Genomic DNA, 19,481 nt, shown 5'->3' on the forward strand with positions numbered 1-19,481 from the left:
TTTTCACGTTGCACTCTTGCAATAATCTGCCCGGAACGCATCGGCAAAACTCTTGAGCCGTCCTTCAACGATCGCCGCGCGCAAATCGGCCATCAGCGCCTGATAGAAATACAGGTTATGCTCAGTCATCAGCATTGCGCCAAGAATTTCGCCTGCCCGCACCAGATGATGGAGATAGGCACGACTCCAGGTCCTGCACACCGGGCAGGCACAGGCCGGGTCGAGTGGTCCCAGATCCTCGCTGAACTTCGCATTGCGGATGTTGATCGGCCCGGTTCGCGTAAAGGCCTGACCGGTCCGCCCCGACCGGGTCGGCAACACACAATCGAACATGTCGATGCCGCGTTCGACCGCGCCGACGATATCGTCAGGCTTGCCGACACCCATCAGATAGCGCGGCTTGTCCTCGGGCAATTGTCCGGGCGCGAAATCGAGGCAGGCGAACATCGCTTCCTGCCCCTCGCCGACCGCAAGGCCGCCGACCGCATATCCGTCGAAACCGATCTCGATCAGCGCGCCGGCGCTCTCGCCGCGCAGCCTTGGGTCGAGCGCGCCCTGCTGGATGCCGAACAGGGCGGCGCCCTCGGCATGTTCGCCGCCGGCGTCGAATGCGTCGCGGCTGCGCTTCGCCCAGCGCATCGAGCGTGCCATTGCCGCCGCCTGCACCTCACGGCTCGAAGTGGTCGGGACCAGTTCGTCGAACGCCATGACGATGTCGGAGCCGAGCAGCCGCTGGATCTCGATCGAGCGTTCCGGACTGAGCGTGTGGCGCGTGCCGTCGAGATGGCTCTTGAAGGTCACGCCGTCCTCCGACCGGGTGGTCAGGTCGGACAGGCTCATCACCTGATAGCCGCCCGAATCGGTCAGGATCGGCCGGTCCCAGCCCATGAAGCCATGCAGGCCGCCAAGCCGCGCCATCCGTTCCGCGCCGGGACGAAGCATCAGATGATAGGTGTTGCCGAGGATGATGTCGGCGCCCGAGGCGCGGACATCGCCGGGCTTGACCGCCTTGACCGTCGCGGCAGTGCCGACCGGCATGAAGGCGGGCGTGCGGATCGTGCCGCGCCGCATCGCGATCTCGCCGCTGCGCGCCTTGCCGTCGGTGGCGTGGATGGTGAAGTCGAAACGGGGTTCAGTCATCGGGGGAAAATCGGTCCAATAGGGTCATGAACAAAGCGTCGGCGGCTGCCTTGGCCTTGTCGTCTGTGCTGCGGTCGCGTTGCTGGTTCGCCGCGAGCCCATACTCGTTTTCGATAAACGCTGCGATCTCAGCGGGAATGATCGCCTCACCCAGTTCCCGGGTCTCGGCCTTGCGCGTGATCAGATCGGCGACCAGGACGGCAACGTCGGCAGGCGGATCGCACTCGGCCATCAGCGTCGGGAAATGCATCGGCGGGAGGGCCTGATCATGCAACCGGATCCAGCGCAAGGCCGCCGCCGGGCGCAGCGCATAGAAGAGCTTCTTGCCTGAGGTGACTTCCTCGCCATGCCGGGACCATTGCTGGAGCCCGAGATGGAGGTAATGACTCTGCACCGCATCGACCGGCATATGCTCGACCGCAAAGGCATCGAGCGCGTCCCGGAATGCTTCGTCGCCGCGATAGGCGATCGGTGAGCGCAGCCACTCGATCGCCACGGCATTGCCCTTGACGATCAGCCGCAACGCCTTGGCCAAGTCCCAGCCATTGACGTCGAGCAGCCCGTCGAGCGGCGTTTCGATGACATCGCGTTTCGGCCATAAAGCGAGATAATCCCGCCGCTGGCGGACATAGATGAAGCGGCAATCATAGTCGCTGTCGGGCGACGCGAAGCCCCAGGCGCGGCTGCCGCTTTCGATCACCAGCGGGAGCGAGACGCGCTCGTCGCGCGCCACCGCATCGAGCCGTGCATCGATCGCGGCGACCATAGCCGGGTCGAAACTGTCGGGGATGGTGCGCATCGCTCAGTTCGCCGCTGCCGGATCAGGCTGCCGGCCAAGCACGAGATCGAGCACGGCATCCGGCGTCTCGAACATCGCCTCGGGCGAGAGCCGCGCCAGCGCGACGCGGTTGGCATAGCCCCACATCACGGCACCGGCCTTGATCCCGACCTTGTGCGCAGCAGCGATATCGCGCGTTTCGTCGCCGATCGAGAAGACCTGGTCGGCGCTCAACTTCGCGCGGCGCAGTACCTTGCGATAGCGTGGCGCCTTGCCGAACAGCGATGCGCCGCATTCGAAATGCTCGATATGATCGGTGATGCGCGGCCCGAGAATGGCGCAGGCATTATGCTGAGAATTGGAGGTGACCAGCGCGAGCCGCACGCCGGCCGCGACCAGCGCCTCGATCATCGGTACCACGCCGTCGAACAGCGCGATACGATCGGTCTGTTCGGCGAGCCTGGCATGGACGAAGCGCCCGATCGCCGGCAACCGCCAGCGCGGCACGCGAAGATAACGGATCACTTCGCGGCTCGACTGGCCACGAAGCATTTCGATTTCCTCGGGCAACACGCGACGGAAACGGAATCGGTCGGCAAGCTCGTCGGAGATCGACAGGAACCAGTCGCCGCTGTCCGCGAGTGTTCCGTCGAAGTCGAAGATCACCATCTTGTAATGCGGCGCGGGCATCAGGCTCGATACCGCCGCCATCGCCGGCCCGCAATCGGCCCCGGACCTGACCCGTTCATGCGACTATTGCTTGCCGCCGCGCTTGCCGCGTCCGCCCAGGTCGCGAAAACCGGTCTTGATGGTCAGCAATTCCGCGCGCGTCACCACACCGTCCTTGTCGATGTCGAAGCGCGCGAACAGCTTGGCGAACTGCCCCTGCAGCTCGACCAGGGTGATGCGGTTGTCGTTATCGGCATCGACAGTGAACGGGCTGGGCAGGGCATTGCGGTCGCCGAGCCATTTCAGCGCCCAGTCGCTATAGGCGATATAACCGATCGATCCGGTTGCCGCGCCCTCGGTGCCGGCGAAGGATTTTGCCACGCATGTGGTCAATTCGGCGGTTGTGACGCGCGCATCGCCATCCGCGTCGCATGCGGCGATCATCATCGCGGCCGGCTCGGCGATGATCGTCGCGGCGGGCTGGCCGGGGCCGGGCGGTACGGAAGGGATGGGCTGACCGGCGACCGGCGACGCGGGCCGTTGCTGTGCGATCGCAGGCGGAATGATCACAGGCAGGGCGATCAGGGCGGCGGCGAGAATCAGGCGGCGCATCGGCGGTCCTTTCAGGGCTGAGCTTGCCCCGGGTCGAGCAAGCGATAGCCTCATTTCGGAGGTGATGGCGATAGATTGTTAGGCACATTTCACATGGGATGACCGGTATTCTGCCCGTTCCGATGTCATGGAAACCGCCGAACTGAACCATATTGTATAGTATAGAACCAAGATGGCTCGTGTTGCGGTAGACAAAACTTCGAGCCAATCGCAGAAATTCGCCCGCATCGATGCTTGCCGGACTCTTGAGTCGGCTATTGTCGCCAGGTGGGGGCCTTATATGAAGCGCGATTATTCAATTTTGCTCAGTCGCCAATTGTGGGCGGGGGTTTCCGCGAGCCTGCTGGGCGCCATATTGCTGGCCGGCTGTAATCAATCCAGCGCCAGTGCCGATATCAAGGCCGTTGCGACGCCGCCTGCCGTCACGTTGAATTCGACTGTGCCGACGGATATCGCCAATCCCGCCGATCCGCAGCAGGCCGCGCAATTCGCCTGGCAGGAATTCATCGCGCTGACCTGGCCGGCCAAGACCAATCCCGCGGTGCCGTCGTCGGGCTATTTCCGCGGCCAGCCATCGACCACTGCCGTGTCGGGCGGGACCGGTGCCGGCGGCGTCACCGTGTGGGAGACTTTCTACCACCGCAATGAGCTCTATCCGACCTATGCGACTGGCGCCGGCAACATGCTGCCCGATCCCAATGCGGCACCAGCCTATCAATATGGCGCCGCGACCACCATCACCAAGGCCACGCCGCAGACCAGCCTCACCCTGTTCAACAATCTTGACGAGGCGAGCGAGATCACGCTGGCGAACATGTATCACACGCCGTTCGCGGCGGCTGCGGACGCGCTCAGCAAATCCTTCCCCAACCCGACCCCGGCGCAGCAGCAGCAGATCCTCGATGCGCAGATCAAGGCAAGCCTGGTCTATGAGGCAAAGGGTAATCCGGCGATCTTCAATTATCTGAAGACCACCCAGTTCAACAATGCGGCGACGCGGCGCAGGGCCAAGGCGCAGGCAATCAACAAGATCACCAACATGCCGGTGACCGGCACGGCGTTCGAATTGCCGAGCGGGGCGATCGAGATCAAGGCGACATGGCGGCGTTACGACAGCACGCTCGACAACCTCAACAACTTCCACTGGACCAAGGGTATCTATTACACCAAAAACGCCAGTGGCGGCCTGGTCGCGAACAACGACATATTACTGCTCATCGCGCTGCACATCATTCAGAAGACGCCGAACGTTCCGACCTTCACCTTTGCGACGTTCGAGCATGTCAGCAACGAAGCGACCGGCTTCCGCTTCATCAATACCAATCCGCAGGTGGTCGGCCCACCCAGCTATCCGCGCAAGCTGCCCGATCCGGGCGTGATCACCGCGGCACGGCAATTTCCGATCCCGGGCGCCGGCAGCCCGTTCAACCTGGTCGCCTATAACCAGGCGATGCAGGCGCAGGTCCGCAGCATGTTCGGGGCCAATAATGTCTGGGCGAACTATCAGCTGATCGGCGTCCAGGCGGTGGTACAGAACGATCCCGGCGGCCCCGTGCCGGCGCAGCAATTCTTCCTGTCCAACTTCGCCACCGAGACCAACGACACGCTGCAATTCTTCCAGGGCGGGCTGGGTGGCCCCAACCAGAATGTGCCCGGGCCGAACACAGCGCATGTCGCGAAGTTCAACGGCACCAAATATATCGGCTATACTGCCGGTGGTTGCCTTGGGTGCCATGGGTCGCAAGGCCAGTTTCAGGGCGGCGATTTCAGCGTGATCGCGGCGACCGGCAATGCCTTCATTCCCGAACCCGTCCGGCCTTATCCGGGTGGTCCGGTCGTGCCGCAGAACCCGGCCGGCTTCCCCTTGCCGCACTGAGCATCGTTACCACCGACAAAAGCTTCGCGTCTGAACCCGAGAGAAGGAAACCGATCATGACGGTCACGATCAGCAACTATGCCGACCTCCAGAAGAATTTGTCGGCGCTCGTCGCAGCGAACAATCTGACGCCCGCACTCGCGCCGCACGGCGTCTTCTATGAAGACCTCGATTATAACCAGTTCATCACCCAGGACATGCCCGGCGTGCCGGGATTCAAGATCGTCGAGGTCGGCAATGCCGCCGCATCCAACCTGGTCATGGCGCTGTCGGGTACGGCGGGCAGTCCGTTCGATCCCGATACCGGATCGATCGGCCCGATGCCGCAGCCGTCGCCCCCCTATAATGCCGAGACGCCGACCCAGGCCGACATTATCGCGGCGCTGACGGTATGGATCAACGACGGCTGCCCCAACAGCTAGGCCGATCGGAATTGCGGCCGGGCGATCGCGTGGCTGGTGGCGATTCGGTCCGGTAACGGCGCGCGGATTGCTCGGTGGCAGCGGCGTTGAATCGCCCGCCGCGGCTCAGCTCTTTGGCGTCACCCACACTTCGACCGGCGCGACGAACTTGCCTGGCGCGGGCTTGCCGACATGAACGCGGTCAGCGGAGACGAGCTCGCCGGTCTCGAGATTGAACGAGGCCCAGGGCTTGGGCATGCGGCCGAAGGTCATCCGCTGAATCGGCTGGCCGGTGGACGAATTCATGATGGTGGCGATGATGCTCATCGGGTGCCGATAGCGGGGACGGGACGGGGGCGTCCAGCCGATGGCGCCGGTTTTTTCGCGGGGCCTGGCGTTTGCCCACCGGAGGGCGCGTCACCGAATTCGGGAAAGATGCGTTCGATCGCCGCCTGCAGGTCGCTTGGTCCGGAGAGCAGGCCGAAATGATCCAATACCCTCTTCACCAGCCGTGCCCTGTGCGGGCCGATGCCGGGCATGGTTTCCAGCCCCGGAAAGTCCGGATCGGCAAGCCTGTCCGCCAGGTCGCCGAGCGTCCGGTACCCCGATGCGGTGAGGCGCTGCCGCAAACCGGACGGCAGGACGGACTGGCTGACCGGCAGGTCGCGATCCGTCGCCTGGCGGTTCGCCGAAAGCAGCCTCGTCCGTGCCCCCTTTTCCCGCTTCAGCGTCCGGCGAATATGGCTGAGCTGGCCGGACGTGAGGCCGAGCTGGCGACCGATCTGGCGATAGGGAGTACCGGAAGCCCGCAGATCACGCGCTTGCTCCAGATTCAGGATCGCCTGTTCGGCCTGACTCAGCATGGGTGATCGGACATCCTGTTGGTGCGAAAGGACAAGGCGTCGGCCGGGTTCGGACATTCGCGATGGAATGGCTGTTCGCGTGTTTCCGGAAGAAGCGTAGGGATACAGGCCGCCCTATGCGAGCGTTGTTCCGCCGCGACCCCATCACTGCGTCACTCCTGCCCCACCTTTACTGCTTCCCCGGCGAAGGCCGGGGACCAGTCGAGAAGGTCGAGGTGACAATGCGAGGCGCCAGGCCAACACATGCTTGCCAACTGGGCCGCGGCCTTCGCCGGGGAGCAGGTGGAAGATGAGCCAACGTCAACGCGAACTCACGCGTTCAGCGCGATTTCCCAGGTTTCGCCCTGCTCGGGCGTCCCGAACTCATGGTGCACCTCGGTCGAGACGATGCGGAGCCCCGCATTGGCATAGATGCGCCGCGCGCTTTCGAGCACGGTGTGCGTCCAGAGGCGTAGCGAGGTGTATCCGGCGCCCCGCGCGAAAGTCAGGCAGCGTGCGACGAGATCGCCGCCGATCCCCATGCCCCGCGCCCATGGCTCGACATAGAGCAATCGCAACTGTGCGGCCCCGTCGCCCGCATCGACGACGAACACCGACCCCGCCATCGTGCCTGCACTCTCGGCGATCCAGCATTGCTCTCGCCCCGGCTGGAAATCGCGCAGGAAGCGGGAGGTCACCTCGCCGAGCAGGACTTCCATCGGCGCCCCCCAACCATGGCTTTCGCGGTACAGGATCGCCTGGCGCGCGGCGACCAGCCCCATATCCCCGGTGTCGAAGGTCCGCACGGTATAGCCGGCCGGCTCGGTGCGGGAGAGCAGGCTGCGCGCCGTGTCGAGCGCAGCCTCCAGCGCGCGGCGATCGGCTGCGGCGAGCGATCCGATCCGGTCCTTGAACAGGTCATGCTGACGCTGCTGCAGGTCGGCAAAGACCGCCTGTCCTGCGTCGGTCAGCTCGATCGGACGGCGGCGGGCATCGTCGCTTCGACCGCGCGCGACCCAGCCGCGCTGTTCGAAGCGCCGCACGATGCGGCTGGCATAGCCGGCATCGAGCCCGAGGATCTGCTGCAGGTCGACCGCGACGGGCGCTTCGCGCGTGGCGATCTCGTACAGTAGCCGCGCCTCGGTCAGCGACATGGTGCTGTCGAGATAGTCTGCGCCGAGCACCCCGATGAAGCGGGTATGAAAGCGGTTGAAGGCGCGCAGCGCCTGAATCGTCGAGTCCATGTGGGGAGACTGCGACCAATAGTTGACTGTGTCAACTATTGGTCGCGAGCGGGCTCGTTCCGATCCACCAGAGCGGAACGGAGTCGTTGGACCTGTTCATTGAGGGCCATGATCTCGGCGACCGAGAGGCCGGAATTGGCCAGCAGCGCATCGGTGAGGCACGGAGTGTCGTGCTGCAGATTGCGGCCCTTCGCAGTGAGGAACACCTGGACCTGGCGCTCGTCGGCCGGGTTGCGCTGACGCGAGACGAAGCCCGCGGCTTCGAGCCGCTTCATCAACGGGGTGATGGTGCTTGGCTCCAGCGCAAGCCGATCGGCGATGGCCGAGATGGTCTGCCCATCGCCCTCCCATAAGGTGCTGAGCACGAGATATTGCGGATAGGTCACGCCGAGCGAATCGAGCATCGGCTTGTAGAGCCGGTTGATCGCGATCGTCGTCGAATAGAGCGAAAAGCAGAGCTGCGCATCAAGCGGCAGGGGCGGGCTGGGGGGCTTTGTCACTAAATTCCTCGCTTTCGAATCAAGCTCTTATCAGAAAAATACATATCGCGATAACTTTTATCTGGACAAGGGGTAATTGCAGGCCTAGCTAATAGATATCGCGATAAAGAATATCGCAGTAACAAATAAAGGAGATTGACCATGACCAAGTCCAAACTGCTTCTCACCGCCGCTGCCTCGCTCGCTCTGGGCACGCTTCCCGCCGCCGCTTCCGCCAAGGACGCCGCACCGGGCTCAACCAAGTCGGTCGTGCTTGTCCATGGCGCGTTCGCCGATGGTTCAGGCTGGATGGATGTCTACAAGATCCTGAAAAAGGACGGCTACAACGTCAGCATCGTCCAGAACCCGACCAACTCGCTGGCCGATGACGTCGCGGTTACCAAGCGTGCGATCGCCGCTGCAGAAGGCAAGGTGATCCTGGTTGGCCATAGCTATGGCGGCGCGATCATCTCCGAGGCGGGCACGGACCCGAAGGTCGCCGGCCTGGTCTATATCGCGGCCTTCGCACCCGATAAGGGCGAGTCGGTTTCAACGCTGATCGCCAACCCCGCGCCCGGTGCGCCGGTGCCGCCGATCCTCCCGCCCAAGGACGGCTATCTGTCCCTCGACAAGGCGAAGTTCGCGAAGGCGTTCGCTGCCGATGTCCGGCCCGACCTCGCGCAGTTCATGGCTGATTCGCAGGTGCCATGGGGTGTCGAGGCGCTCTCCGGCACGGTGACCGTCCCGGCCTGGCGCGTGAAGCCCAGCTGGTACCTGGTGGCGAGCGAGGACAAGATGATCCCGCCGGCGGCGCAGCGGACGATGGCGGCACGGGCCGGGGCGCAGGTCGAAGAGGCGGTGGGCAGCCATGCCATCTACGTCTCGAAGCCAGCCGCTGTCGCATCGATCATCGAAAAGGCGGCACGCAGCAGCAAGTAACTGACCTGCGGGAACATCGCGAACACCGGGGCGCCGGATCTCTCAGCGAGGTCCGGCGCCTTCGCGGCACTTCAGTTCGGTGCGACCAGCTTGAGTCCGATGACACCCGCCAGAATGAGCATGATGCAGAAAATCCGCGGCGGGGACGCGGAGTCGCCCAATATCATCATACCGAAGATCGCGGTGCCCGCCGCGCCGATACCGGTCCAGACCGCATAGCCGGTGCCCACCGGCAATGTGCGGAGCGCCATCGAAAGAAGGACCACGCTCGACAGGCCGGTCGCGACCGTGAACAGTCCGGGTACCCATCGCGTGAAGCCTTCCGACAGCTTCATGCACAGGGCGAACACGATTTCGAGAATGCCGGCGATGCCGAGGAGGAGCCACGCCATATGCGATCGTTCCGTTCATAGCTTCGCCAGCGCTTTGGGCAGGGCGAGGAAGGGAGAAGCGAGCGCCGACAGGGTCGCGGCGCTCGCTTCCGGGCTGTCTCAGGCCTTCAGGGCAGCGGCCGGCGGCACGCGAAATGTGATGCCCAGCCGGTTGAAGGCGTTCATCAGGCCGATCGCATAAGTGAGATCGGCCAGCTCCTTGTCGCTGAACTCAGCGGAGGCCGCATCGTAATCGGCATCGGGAACGCCGGTTATGGCCACATTCGTCACGGTTTCCGCCCAGGCAAGGGCGACACGTTCGCGCTGGCTGAACACATTGCCGGCATCATGCCATACCGGGACCAAGACAAGCTTGTCCGTGCTCAGACCGGATTTGAGCAGGTCGCGGCTATGCATGTCGATGCAATAGGCGCAGCCATTGATCTGCGAGACCCGCAGATAGACGAGGTCGATCAGCTCCTTCGGCAGGCCGGATTTCTGGATTGCGACATAGACGCCGCCATAAGCCTTATAGCCGTCGGGCGACGCCTTTGCGTAGTCGATGCGCTGGGTCATGCTGAATTCCTAATCGAGTTGACGAGCTCCATTTCGTGAATCTTGGACCATGTTTGAAGGGCCATGATCTGGCTTGTGCGTTAGGCCATGATCTTTCGCCTCGATCGTCGCTCACATCAGCTTCAGGATACGTCCGGCAAGCTTTTCGGCGGTGCCCACAGAGTCGATATTGGTGAAGTTGAGCAGCAGGGCCGGAGCGCTGTCGCGATCTGTCGTCCAGTCGGTCAGGGCTTCGGCATAAAGGCCGTCGGCCCGCATCCGTGCGACAAGCGCGCGATCCGGCCGGCCATTCAGCAGCCGCAGGATCAGATGCATGCCGCCGGGTTGGGCATCGATGCGCATATGATCGCCCAGCACGCTTTCCAGGCCCGCCGCCGTTGCATCCCGGCGTTCGGCATAGAGCTTGCGCATCCGCTGGATATGGCGCGCGAAATGGCCTTCCTTGATGAACGCGGTCACGATGGTCTGCGTAAGCTCCGGGCTGCCTCCGGCAAAGGCCATGGCGATCTGCTCGAACCGGTCGACCTGCGTTTCCGGCACGACGAGATAGGCGAGCCTCAGGCTGGGGAAGAGCACCTTGCTGAACGTGCCCGAGTAAAGCACCCGCCCATCGCGATCGAGGCTCTTCAGCGCCGGCAATGGGCGGCTGACATAGCGATACTCGCCGTCATAATCATCCTCGATGATCCAGGCGTCATTGCATGCTGCCCAGTCGAGCAGCGCGAGGCGCCGGGACAGGGATAGCGACACGCAGAGCGGACTTTGATGCGCCGGCGTGACCACGGCGGCGCGCGCGCCGGGCGCGCGCTTTATCGCGTCCGAAACGACCATACCCTCGCGATCGACCGGAACGGCGCTGGCGTCGATGTTCAGATGGCCAAGCAATTCCCGGGTCGGCGGAAAGCCCGGATCCTCGACCCAGACGCGGTCCCCCGCCTGGAGCAGGGCATGACAGATCAGTTCCAGCGTATGGCGATATCCCGATGTCACGAAGACCTGCGAGGCGGAGCAGTTGATCCCGCGCGAGACCTGGAGATAGGCGGCGATCTCGGCGCGCAGTGACGGTGCCCCGAACACGGGAGGATGCGCCATGCCCGATGGTTGCAGCGCGCGGACGCTGCGTGCGCCGAGCCGCGCCCAGATCTTGCGCGGAAACACGTCAAGCGCGGGCAGGCCCATCTGGAACGGCAGGATCGAATCCGCACGGAAACTGGCCATTGGCGGGCGGTTGTCGGGTCGCGGCTCGGCGGCGGGCGACCGCAAATCGAGGCCCGGTGTCACGATGGTGCCGGCCTGACCGCGGGCGGAGATATATCCTTCCGCCGACAACAGCGAATAGGCCGTGTCGACGGTGCCCCTGGCCAGGCCCAGTTCGATGGCAAGGGCCCGCGCCGACGGGATGCGGTCGCCGGGCTCGAGCGCGCCGCCGGCGATGGCGCCGCGAACACGGTCGTAAATCTGCCGGTAAAAGGGTTCGGCCGCAGCCGGATCCAATGGCGACAGGGTAGGGGGAGCGGGGACAGGCATGGACTAGCGGGTTTCGCACCTCGTCAGGAGAGTGACCGGGCCAGTCTGCGCCGGTAAGCCGACGCAAGGCAATCGAAACGGTGATTGATCGCACCCCGCGGCGAGTTGGTCCGCCACGCTGGCTTCGGCGCTGAGGTGGAGATCACCGGAACGAGTAGCCACGGTTCGTTGGCCGATTAGCGGACGGGCTGGCTCTTTGAAATTGTGAGTTGAAGAGGATACGGTTCGATAGCAGCTAAAGGCGTGAGATATTATATCCGCGGCGTCATTGGCGATATCCGCTGTCAATTGCTGTTCGCCTTTAAATCCCGCCCTCGGAGAGCTCGACCGTCCAAGCCGTTTCTCAATTACGACGGTGCGCTTCGGGTTCGGCTTGCTCGGCGCGAGCCACCTTGGTGGGAAATAGCCATCGCGCCAACAGGTGGAGCAAGAGGCGCGTAGTGCGAGGCGCTGACCCGATCCGCGGTTGGGCGCATGCACGTTTAAGGGCGTCCGGCTGAACGTAAGCGCATGTCACACGGCCTCCGAAGTAGATCAGACCGGGATGCTAAGAAAGGGCTCTATGCACCACCGTCCAGCCTTCAGGGACCTCTGATGTCAGGTGGCGAGATCGCAATAGCCGCTTGAGGATACTGGAGTCTGTGTTTTCGTGCTCGTTTGATAGGATGCTGAAATGCTCGTTTGACGGGCGAATGTGCTTGCGAGGCAGGTCGCTTCAGAACCCAAGAATCTGCGGCTTCAATATTCGTGAACGCTGAACTACATTTGCACAGTCATCAACTCGCGCAACGGTCGGTTGATAACATAGATCGGATCGGGGGCAAGCGAGATGGGTGATGATCAGGGCCAAGGCGCAGGCCAGCAACTCGCCTTATTGGATCTGTCTGCGGGAGATCTGTTGAGCCGTTTCGGGGCGGGCGCAGCCACCCCTGGGTCTGGAAGCGCAGCGGCACTCATGTCGCTCCTCGCATCAAGCCTCATATGCGCAGTAGCGAAAATGACGGTGGCCAAAGGGAAAGAGGCAGCTGCGAAAGCTCAGGCCGAAGTAATAGTGAATCTATTAGAGAATCGAATATCACCCCGCCTCAAGGTCTTGTTCGAGGAGGATTCACGAGTCTTTCAGGCTGTCATCGACGCCCGGATTCGTCGAGACAATCCTGCGCTGGTTACGCAGAAACGACAGAACGCTGCTCAGGCCACCGACGGACTGAGGGAGGCCACGAACATATTATTTGAAATCGTTGATCTCTCTTTCCAAGCGTTTGAAAATGGCATGTCTATTTGGAGTATCGGATTTCGGCCAGCCATGGGAGATGCAGGCGCGGGAATTTCTGCCTCGCTCGCCGCCATCACCACATGTCTACTAGTCGCGAACGTGAACCTACGAACCGCACGCTCTTCATGGTCACGTGATGCGAAGAAAAAATGTGACGACATACAGGTACGTATGCTTCGCGCGCAGGAACGCGTTTTGCAGCTTGTTCAACAATCTTCTGATAAGACGGCCGAAAATTTGGCGGAGGCCTTGCCACTTCCCGTCAACTAATCAGCTATCCCGCCGATGAAACTTTATAACCAGAGATGAAATAAATTTATCGGCCCAGGAGGAGTGTCACCGGCTTTCGAAAGATAGCTGAAATTTCGTTGATGGGACGAATGCTGAACTGTCGGATGAATGTCGAGCCGAGGTGCAGGCTGAGAAATGGTTTGCATAGCATCAGGCGAGGCGGTGGCACACTTTGCAAGGTGCGGTACTAGCCTTGTTGTCACGGATGATCCGTCGCGAACGTAGGCCAACATAATTGCCGTCCGATGAGCCCAAGCATACTCGCCAGCCACAAAGCGCGCGATCCCATTGGTGCAGTACAGGCCAACGCGCTTCGCGTTTGGATAGTCTATGATTTTGCACTCGACACTCAATGGGAAATTGCGATTTCCCGCAGTGAAAACGAGTGATAAATCGGGCCTGCCCTCGATCTTGGCGCCATTATAGCTCATCGACTCCCGGCCGCGGTGCACGGAATGGATCAGATCCTTCCATAACGGTTGGGTTTGGCACAAGTGATTCAATCTCGGTTCGAGGAGCGCATTAACCTCCGCCTCGTTCCCGCTTAACAATGCCGGAGCCCCACCGGCGAGCAAGTCGCTCCAAGCTAATGATATCGTTTCCAAGATTACGCTCAAATGAGCATCGTTGATCTGATCCAAAGGCAAGCGCGTGCCCACTGTCAGTTCCGCGATATGGTTGGGGCGAGGTTGCCCGATCGCCATATTCATGCGGCGCGCTTACCTGACAGGAACTCAACATGGTCCCAAATAATCCGCCTCGCTACTAAGCGTGCTTGGCTAGTCGACCAGTAGCGAGCCTGATTGAGGCGTCCTACAAAGAGGCAGTCTGTTTGCTCATCCCAGTAGACAATCTCGCTGGATGACAATGTGTCTGCGAGTTGTTGCATGACTTCCAGCAGTGCCCTATCCATTTTTTCTCCTGGGCTCGAGGCTGCGTTCGCTTTTATTGCGACAAATTGCCACGGCCAGAAAGATGACGTGTTCACAGAAGAGACTGTAAGTTTCCTCTCAAAGCGTGAACCCCACGGGACCAGTTCAGCCTCTAGTCGATTGGAAAAAGCGTCTTTTGACAACCGATCAACGGGGGCTTGGGCCGCATTTCTGTTGTCCCCGAAGGGCAACGAAAAGGCCAAAGTGTCGGAGATTACTTGCACATCATCCGAAGTCAGATTGAACAACGATCCTACCCACTCGTCTACCTTAAGCCACGTCTCCGGCGTCTCTTCCTGTGCTAGTGCAGCAAAAAGCTCAGCAGCGCGCTCACGATCCGTCGCACTCAAGCTCTCGAAAGGTGGCAATGGAGCTTCCTGGATTACAAACTTCTCGACCGGATCTCGTTCGACACCAAAGCCTCCACTTGTAATAAGGGCGTGCCAAAGTGCGATTTTGCTGCTGATGATCAAGCAAAGATATTTTACCAGTTCGCCAGAATTGTCAAGTTGGTGAGCAGTATATCCATAGTAAGATTGATTAAATGTCAGATTTTTCAGCGAAACAGCTGTTCTAATGCGGCCATCTTCTGCGTCAGGTGACTTTTTCACCAGTAGCATTGGTCCCGTATAAAGGCTCAATAATCGGCGCTGATCGAGGCGTGGCATGCGAAGGTCGCGAAACAGTCTAAACTGTTCGGTATCTAAGAGAACTCCTCGGAACAGGTCGTGATCTAAGAATGGAAAATCATACATTTTCTCGGCAGAATAGCCGGGAAGATTTTGCTCGGCGGGGTTCGGTCTACTGCCCCGAAGGAGATTTCCAAAGCCTTTGCCAGCACAATTAGGCTGATTGGCGGTTCCGCCGTGCAAGTCTCTCCAATACTCGCCGAAGGTGGGATATTCTTTCGCAGAAATGCGTTCGAATATGTCCAAATCCAAGCGGTTGCCGCGAAATAGAATTTTGAGCAATTCTGGCCGCTGCCTTAGCTCATCAACTGTAACGGACTCAGTCTGTGCCGGATCGATTCTCCATCCACCGGCAGCGGTGAGAGGCCCTTCCAGATGAGGGCTGACATATCGGAAACCTGCGTCGGGCGCGGAGCATGCGTTTCTCGCAAAAAGTAAACAAAAGGGTGCATCTACGTTCGGCCAAACCTGAGATTGGCGGACTTCTGCGCCGTTGACGATGCCCGTGATATCAATTGCTCTGGAGATTGCCGACAGGGCCTTGTCCATGCCCTCGCCCCGCTGAAACAGCAGGCGTCCATGCAGTGCAAAGGCGATTTGCCCATTTGGCTTTGCCCAATTCATCGCCCGCCAGACAAAAGGCAGGTCCAACGCATGGTTGGGGAGTGGCGCATCGACCCGTTCATCGTTCAAACGCTCATGGGCAAATTTGGAAACCCATTCTGTCACCGATGGCCACTTGGCGAGGCCTGTGGCTGACGACCAAGGAGGGTTTCCGATAACAAGGTCGTATTGATGAGTGTGTTCAGGGCCGACGTCATCGCCCAAGCTGCCCAAGCTTTGTCCCTCGGTGTCATCGCCGTGGCCAAGTTCGAATATGACAGTTTGCCGAAGGTCGTGGTTGAACTTCAGTTTCTCAATTGGTTTCGGGGCAGCATCCAACTCGATCGAGATCAAATATAGGCCAAGCGCAGCAAAACGTAGCGCGGAGTCATTAATGTCAAATCCACAAATCTGATCATAAAGTATCTGTCGAAGGGTTTTAGTGTCGGGCCTCTTTCCATCATATTGCCAGCGTTCTTTGACAATCTGTCTGAAAGCGGTGATCAGAAAGACTCCAGCACCTGCAGCCGGATCTAACACACGCGCGCAGTGAGCTTTACCTTCTCGCCGCAGGCTGGCAAACGATGCGTGTACCATTAGATCAGCAATGTGTCTGGGCGTATAAAAACTCCCCTCTTTTCGCTGTTTATCTTTCTGATGTTGCCCGAGATAGCGCTCGTAAGCTTGGCTCAGAACGCCAACCGGAATATGTGCAAAATCAAGCCTAGCCCAATCTTCCGCCCATTCGAGCGGGAGTTGGCCATCTTGGGCGCGGCGCATAATGTTCCCGACGGTCTGAAATGCCTCTGGAGGAAAACCAGATATTTTAGATTTGGCCAGCGGTAGAAAATCGCCATTGAAGGTCTTATCAAGCCACGCAGAAACGCCGGCCGAGCTTGTGGCGGTGTCAAACAAAGTTTCTATTCCAGACTCTCCTATCCGGACCACTGCGTCCGGCAGTAAGCCGCGATCAGCGAGGAATCGGGTAAACAGCGCACGCCCTGCCAGGGAAATTGCGTCACCATCGTCGATATTGAGCCTTACTAGCGCATCAAGCGCGGCAGTCAGCAGATTCAGGATGACGTCGCTGATCCAGACCTGGCGAGTGGACGGATTGGGTCGCTCATTGGCCACAAAGGGAATGGCCATGCCGACATCGTTCAGTTCATCGGCCATTGCTTTGGTGGCATCGAAAGTCTTGTTATCGAGTCCGACGTTGTGAAAGGTCAGCCTCCCCATCTGGAGCACCGCGAGATATGGTGCATCACCCCGCATGGCGATGAGGCGACGTAATCGCGTCAGACCTTCGGGATCACCAGAAAGCGCATCTCCGTCCACGAGCATGAACAGCGGAGCGCTCTGCCATTCATAGACACCGATCAGCGCCGAAAGAGGATCCGTTGATTCCGTCGTTCGGGCGGCTGATAATGTGGCATAAGGCAGGAGGTGAACCTGATCGCTGTCCTCATCGAAGTTGAGAAAGCAGGTCGGATCACCGCCATGTTCTGCAATAATGTCTTTGAACCGGATCATTGAGGCGGCGCTACTGAAAAATCAGGCGGAATCGGGATTGAATCACGGTGATCCGGCTCCCGTCGCTCATGGTGCCCCCAGCATAAAAATGCGCCGAAGCGCTACCCGTCTTTGTGGATAAGTATCGCGAGCAGACTCGCGGTGCAACCGCAATGATTAGCCCCTTGAACTGGCGACTTTGGGGTTTGCCTCTTCACACAGCTGGCTCAAAGCGCCCGCCAGAAACCTACCGACAGGCAATTACGGCAGTAGCAGTGACGCGTCCCCATAGCTGTAGAAGCGATAGCCATTCGCGATCGCATGGGCATAAGCGGCGCGCATCCGTTCTCGCCCCATCAGCGCGCTGACCAGCATGAACAGGGTCGAGCGCGGCAAATGGAAGTTGGTCATCAGCCCGTCCACGCCGCGAAAGCGGTATCCGGGGGTGATGAAGATTGCGGTGTCACCTTCGAACGGGCGAATTACACCGTCTTCGCCGCTCGCGCTTTCGATCAGGCGCAGGCTGGTGGTGCCAACCGCGATCACGCGACCACCCGCGGCGCGCACGGCGTTGAGGCGATCGGCCGTTGCGGTGTCGATGCGGCCCCATTCGGCGTGCATCCTGTGCTCCGCCGTGTCGTCCACCTTGACCGGCAGGAAGGTGCCCGCGCCGACATGCAGGGTCAGCGTCGCCTGGCCGATGCCGGCCTCGGCCAGCGCGGCGATCAGTGCCGGGGTGAAATGCAGCGCGGCGGTCGGTGCGGCGACCGCGCCCTTCTCGGTGGCGAACATGGTCTGATAGTCTTCGGCATCGCGCGCATCGGCCTGGCGTCGCGCGGCGATATAGGGTGGAAGCGGCATGCGACCGGCGCGGTCGAGCAGCAGCTCGACCGGCTCCTCGCCGGCAAAGGTCAGGGCGAAGCTGCCATCCTCTGCGCGGTCGGATGCGACCGCCGCGACGCCATTGCCGAAATCGATCATGTCGCCGTCGCGCAGCCGCTTCGCATTGCGCACGAACGCGCGCCATCGCCTCGGCCCCTCGCGCTTGTGTAGCGTCGCGCCGATCTTCGCTGCGCCGCGCACGCCTTCGAGCTGGGCGGGAATGACCCGGGTGTCGTTGAACACCAGCAGGTCGCCGCGACGCAATTGTGCCGGCAGGTCGCCGACATGCAGGTCGCGTGTGCCGGCTCCATCGAGCACCAGCAGGCGTGCGGCGTCGCGCGGTTCCGCCGGCCGCAGCGCGATGCGCTCCGGCGGCAATTCGAAATCGAACAGATCGACTTTCATGCCGTTCCCGCCAGCCGCACGCTGCCCGAGGGCAGCGGGGCGAAGGTTATTTCTTCTTCGCCGCCGGTTTCTTGGCGGCCGGCTTCTTCGTCGCGGGCTTCAGTGCCGCCGGTGTGGCGGGCTTGGGAGCCGTCGTTCCGATCCCGGGCCCGGTCCCGGGCAAAGCCACGGGCGGACCCAGAGCGGCCGGGGTCTCGACCGGTGCAGCCACATAGGGCGGAGGATTATCGGCAGCGACATAGGCGTGGAGAATGCGCGAGGGGTTCGCCGGCGGCTCACCGCGTTCGATCGCGTCGACATATTGCATGCCTTCGAGCACCCGGCCGAATACGGTGTATTTCTTGTCGAGCGTCAGGCGCGGCTGGAAGACGATGAAGAACTGGCTGTTGGCGCTGTCCTCGGCCTTTTTCTTGGCGGCGGCATCGGCGCCTTCCGGTGCACCTTCGCGTGCCGCAGCGACCGCGCCGCGCACATGCGGCAGGTAATTGAACTCGGCGGGCAGGTCGGGCAGCGGCGATCCGCCGGTACCGTCGCCCTTGGGGTCGCCGGTCTGCGCCATGAAGCCATCGATCACGCGGTGGAACAGCAGCCCGTCATAGAAATGCTGACGCGACAGGGTCTTGATCCGCTCGACCATCTTGGGCGCGACGTCGGGCCGCAGCCAGATGATCACCCGGCCACCGGTCGACAGGTCGAGATAGAGGATATTCTCCTTGTCGGTCGCCGGGGCGACGGGCGCGCGCTGCGTTACCGTATCAAGGATGTCTTGCGCCGCGACCGGGCCAGCGATCAGGGCGGTCAAACACGCAAACAAGCTGGCAATAAAACGCATCTTGGTCTCGCAACTATCGAGGGAATGGCTCGCGTCTAAAGCAAATCCAGGGCCACGCCAATCCGAACCTTGGGCCGAATCCCGGTCGTGGTTCCCGTTGTCTCACGAACCCTTGCGGCCGACCTTTTCGACCCGTGCGACGACTTCATCACGGACGCGGGCCGGAACGAATTTATGGATGTCGCCGCCGAACAGGGCGATCTCCTTGACCAGTCGGCTGGCGATCGGCTGCAACGAGACGTCGGCCATCAGGAACACCGTCTCGACACGGGGATTGATCTGCTGATTCATGCCCGCCATCTGATATTCATATTCGAAATCGGCGACCGCGCGCAGGCCACGCACGATGACCTTGGCGCCCTCGCGCTCGGCAAAGTCCATCAGCAGCGAATCGAACGCGACGACATGGATCTCGCCGCCGACTTCGGCGACCTCGCGCTTGACCATCGCCATGCGCTCCTCGAGGCTGAACATCGGCGATTTGGACGGGTTGGTGGTAACGCCGATGACCAGCCGGTCGACCAGCTTCGCGCCGCGCCGGATGATGTCCATGTGCCCCAGCGTGACGGGGTCGAAAGTGCCGGGATAGACGCCGGTGCGAATGG

At 61.2% G+C, this 19,481-nt stretch carries 20 protein-coding genes; 4 read left to right on the top strand and 16 right to left on the bottom strand.

Annotation, left to right across the window (positions count from 1 at the left end):
• Nucleotides 1-3: 3 nt before the first annotated feature.
• From tgt to H3Z74_RS02375, 4 genes are read right to left on the bottom strand one after another with little or no spacing between them, the layout of a single operon-like run.
• On the bottom strand, nucleotides 4-1,140 hold the full coding sequence (gene tgt, locus H3Z74_RS02360; RefSeq protein ID WP_187762418.1) for a tRNA guanosine(34) transglycosylase Tgt: 1,137 nt from the start codon (nucleotides 1,138-1,140) through the stop codon (nucleotides 4-6).
• Entirely contained in the window at nucleotides 1,133-1,939 is an 807-nt protein-coding gene (locus tag H3Z74_RS02365) for a nucleotidyltransferase domain-containing protein (RefSeq protein ID WP_187762419.1), read from the bottom strand. The genes tgt and H3Z74_RS02365 overlap by 8 nt, the downstream gene beginning before the upstream one ends.
• A 3-nt stretch (nucleotides 1,940-1,942) precedes the next feature.
• Nucleotides 1,943-2,629: an HAD hydrolase-like protein gene (locus H3Z74_RS02370; protein ID WP_229726831.1), complete on the bottom strand. Its 687-nt coding sequence runs from the start codon at nucleotides 2,627-2,629 to the stop codon at nucleotides 1,943-1,945.
• A 42-nt stretch (nucleotides 2,630-2,671) separates the two neighbouring features.
• The gene (locus tag H3Z74_RS02375) at nucleotides 2,672-3,199 is read right to left on the bottom strand and encodes an EF-hand domain-containing protein (protein WP_187762420.1); all 528 of its coding nucleotides are present in this window, start codon (nucleotides 3,197-3,199) and stop codon (nucleotides 2,672-2,674) included.
• 280 nt (nucleotides 3,200-3,479) lie between these two features.
• Between H3Z74_RS02375 and H3Z74_RS02380 the strand changes: the two genes are divergently transcribed.
• Together H3Z74_RS02380 and H3Z74_RS02385 are read left to right on the top strand one after the other, a co-directional pair.
• Complete coding sequence (locus H3Z74_RS02380) at nucleotides 3,480-5,075, top strand: hypothetical protein (RefSeq protein WP_187762421.1); 1,596 nt, start codon at nucleotides 3,480-3,482, stop codon at nucleotides 5,073-5,075.
• A gap of 56 nt (nucleotides 5,076-5,131) precedes the next feature.
• Entirely contained in the window at nucleotides 5,132-5,497 is a 366-nt protein-coding gene (locus H3Z74_RS02385; protein ID WP_187762422.1) for a hypothetical protein, read from the top strand.
• 105 nt (nucleotides 5,498-5,602) lie between these two features.
• Here the strand turns inward: H3Z74_RS02385 and H3Z74_RS02390 are convergent, their stop codons facing one another.
• The 4 genes from H3Z74_RS02390 to H3Z74_RS02405 form a co-directional block, all read right to left on the bottom strand.
• Complete coding sequence (locus H3Z74_RS02390) at nucleotides 5,603-5,803, bottom strand: hypothetical protein (protein ID WP_187762423.1); 201 nt, start codon at nucleotides 5,801-5,803, stop codon at nucleotides 5,603-5,605.
• Nucleotides 5,800-6,339 carry a cupin domain-containing protein gene (locus tag H3Z74_RS02395; RefSeq protein WP_187762424.1) on the bottom strand — a complete coding sequence of 180 codons (540 nt, stop codon included), beginning with the start codon at nucleotides 6,337-6,339 and terminating at the stop codon, nucleotides 5,800-5,802. The genes H3Z74_RS02390 and H3Z74_RS02395 overlap by 4 nt, the downstream gene beginning before the upstream one ends.
• Before the next feature lie 311 nt (nucleotides 6,340-6,650).
• The gene (locus H3Z74_RS02400) at nucleotides 6,651-7,562 is read right to left on the bottom strand and encodes a bifunctional helix-turn-helix transcriptional regulator/GNAT family N-acetyltransferase (protein WP_187762425.1); all 912 of its coding nucleotides are present in this window, start codon (nucleotides 7,560-7,562) and stop codon (nucleotides 6,651-6,653) included.
• 35 nt (nucleotides 7,563-7,597) lie between these two features.
• Nucleotides 7,598-8,062 carry a MarR family winged helix-turn-helix transcriptional regulator gene (locus tag H3Z74_RS02405; RefSeq protein WP_229726832.1) on the bottom strand — a complete coding sequence of 155 codons (465 nt, stop codon included), beginning with the start codon at nucleotides 8,060-8,062 and terminating at the stop codon, nucleotides 7,598-7,600.
• A 141-nt stretch (nucleotides 8,063-8,203) separates the two neighbouring features.
• On the opposite strand from H3Z74_RS02405, the gene H3Z74_RS02410 reads away from it, so the two are divergent.
• Nucleotides 8,204-8,980, top strand: coding sequence for an alpha/beta fold hydrolase (locus H3Z74_RS02410; protein ID WP_187762426.1), 777 nt, complete (start codon nucleotides 8,204-8,206; stop codon nucleotides 8,978-8,980).
• A 71-nt stretch (nucleotides 8,981-9,051) separates the two neighbouring features.
• On the opposite strand, the gene H3Z74_RS02415 is transcribed toward H3Z74_RS02410, so the two are convergent.
• From H3Z74_RS02415 to pdxR, 3 genes are all read right to left on the bottom strand, one after another.
• On the bottom strand, nucleotides 9,052-9,372 hold the full coding sequence (locus H3Z74_RS02415; protein ID WP_187762427.1) for a DMT family transporter: 321 nt from the start codon (nucleotides 9,370-9,372) through the stop codon (nucleotides 9,052-9,054).
• A 99-nt stretch (nucleotides 9,373-9,471) separates the two neighbouring features.
• A complete protein-coding gene (locus tag H3Z74_RS02420; RefSeq protein ID WP_187762428.1) occupies nucleotides 9,472-9,927 on the bottom strand; it encodes a carboxymuconolactone decarboxylase family protein in 456 nt (151 codons plus the stop codon).
• Between the two features lie 111 nt (nucleotides 9,928-10,038).
• Entirely contained in the window at nucleotides 10,039-11,454 is a 1,416-nt protein-coding gene (gene pdxR / locus H3Z74_RS02425) for a MocR-like pyridoxine biosynthesis transcription factor PdxR (protein WP_187762429.1), read from the bottom strand.
• Nucleotides 11,455-12,283: 829 nt separating this feature from the next.
• Between pdxR and H3Z74_RS02430 the strand changes: the two genes are divergently transcribed.
• Nucleotides 12,284-13,000: a cyclodeaminase/cyclohydrolase family protein gene (locus tag H3Z74_RS02430; RefSeq protein WP_187762430.1), complete on the top strand. Its 717-nt coding sequence runs from the start codon at nucleotides 12,284-12,286 to the stop codon at nucleotides 12,998-13,000.
• A gap of 23 nt (nucleotides 13,001-13,023) precedes the next feature.
• Here the strand turns inward: H3Z74_RS02430 and H3Z74_RS02435 are convergent, their stop codons facing one another.
• From H3Z74_RS02435 to coaD, 5 genes are all read right to left on the bottom strand, one after another.
• The gene (locus H3Z74_RS02435; RefSeq protein WP_187762431.1) at nucleotides 13,024-13,731 is read right to left on the bottom strand and encodes a hypothetical protein; all 708 of its coding nucleotides are present in this window, start codon (nucleotides 13,729-13,731) and stop codon (nucleotides 13,024-13,026) included.
• Complete coding sequence (locus tag H3Z74_RS02440) at nucleotides 13,728-16,778, bottom strand: HsdM family class I SAM-dependent methyltransferase (protein ID WP_187762432.1); 3,051 nt, start codon at nucleotides 16,776-16,778, stop codon at nucleotides 13,728-13,730. Before H3Z74_RS02440 ends, H3Z74_RS02435 begins: the two co-directional genes overlap by 4 nt.
• A 240-nt stretch (nucleotides 16,779-17,018) precedes the next feature.
• Nucleotides 17,019-18,044 carry a tRNA preQ1(34) S-adenosylmethionine ribosyltransferase-isomerase QueA gene (gene queA / locus H3Z74_RS02445; RefSeq protein WP_187762433.1) on the bottom strand — a complete coding sequence of 342 codons (1,026 nt, stop codon included), beginning with the start codon at nucleotides 18,042-18,044 and terminating at the stop codon, nucleotides 17,019-17,021.
• Nucleotides 18,045-18,090: 46 nt separating this feature from the next.
• A complete protein-coding gene (locus tag H3Z74_RS02450; protein WP_187762434.1) occupies nucleotides 18,091-18,876 on the bottom strand; it encodes a peptidylprolyl isomerase in 786 nt (261 codons plus the stop codon).
• Nucleotides 18,877-18,978: 102 nt separating this feature from the next.
• Nucleotides 18,979-19,479: a pantetheine-phosphate adenylyltransferase gene (gene coaD, locus H3Z74_RS02455; RefSeq protein WP_187764127.1), complete on the bottom strand. Its 501-nt coding sequence runs from the start codon at nucleotides 19,477-19,479 to the stop codon at nucleotides 18,979-18,981.
• Nucleotides 19,480-19,481: the final 2 nt, after the last annotated feature.

Origin of the sequence: Sphingomonas alpina (assembly GCF_014490665.1) — a bacterium.
Lineage (GTDB): Bacteria > Pseudomonadota > Alphaproteobacteria > Sphingomonadales > Sphingomonadaceae > Sphingomonas > Sphingomonas alpina.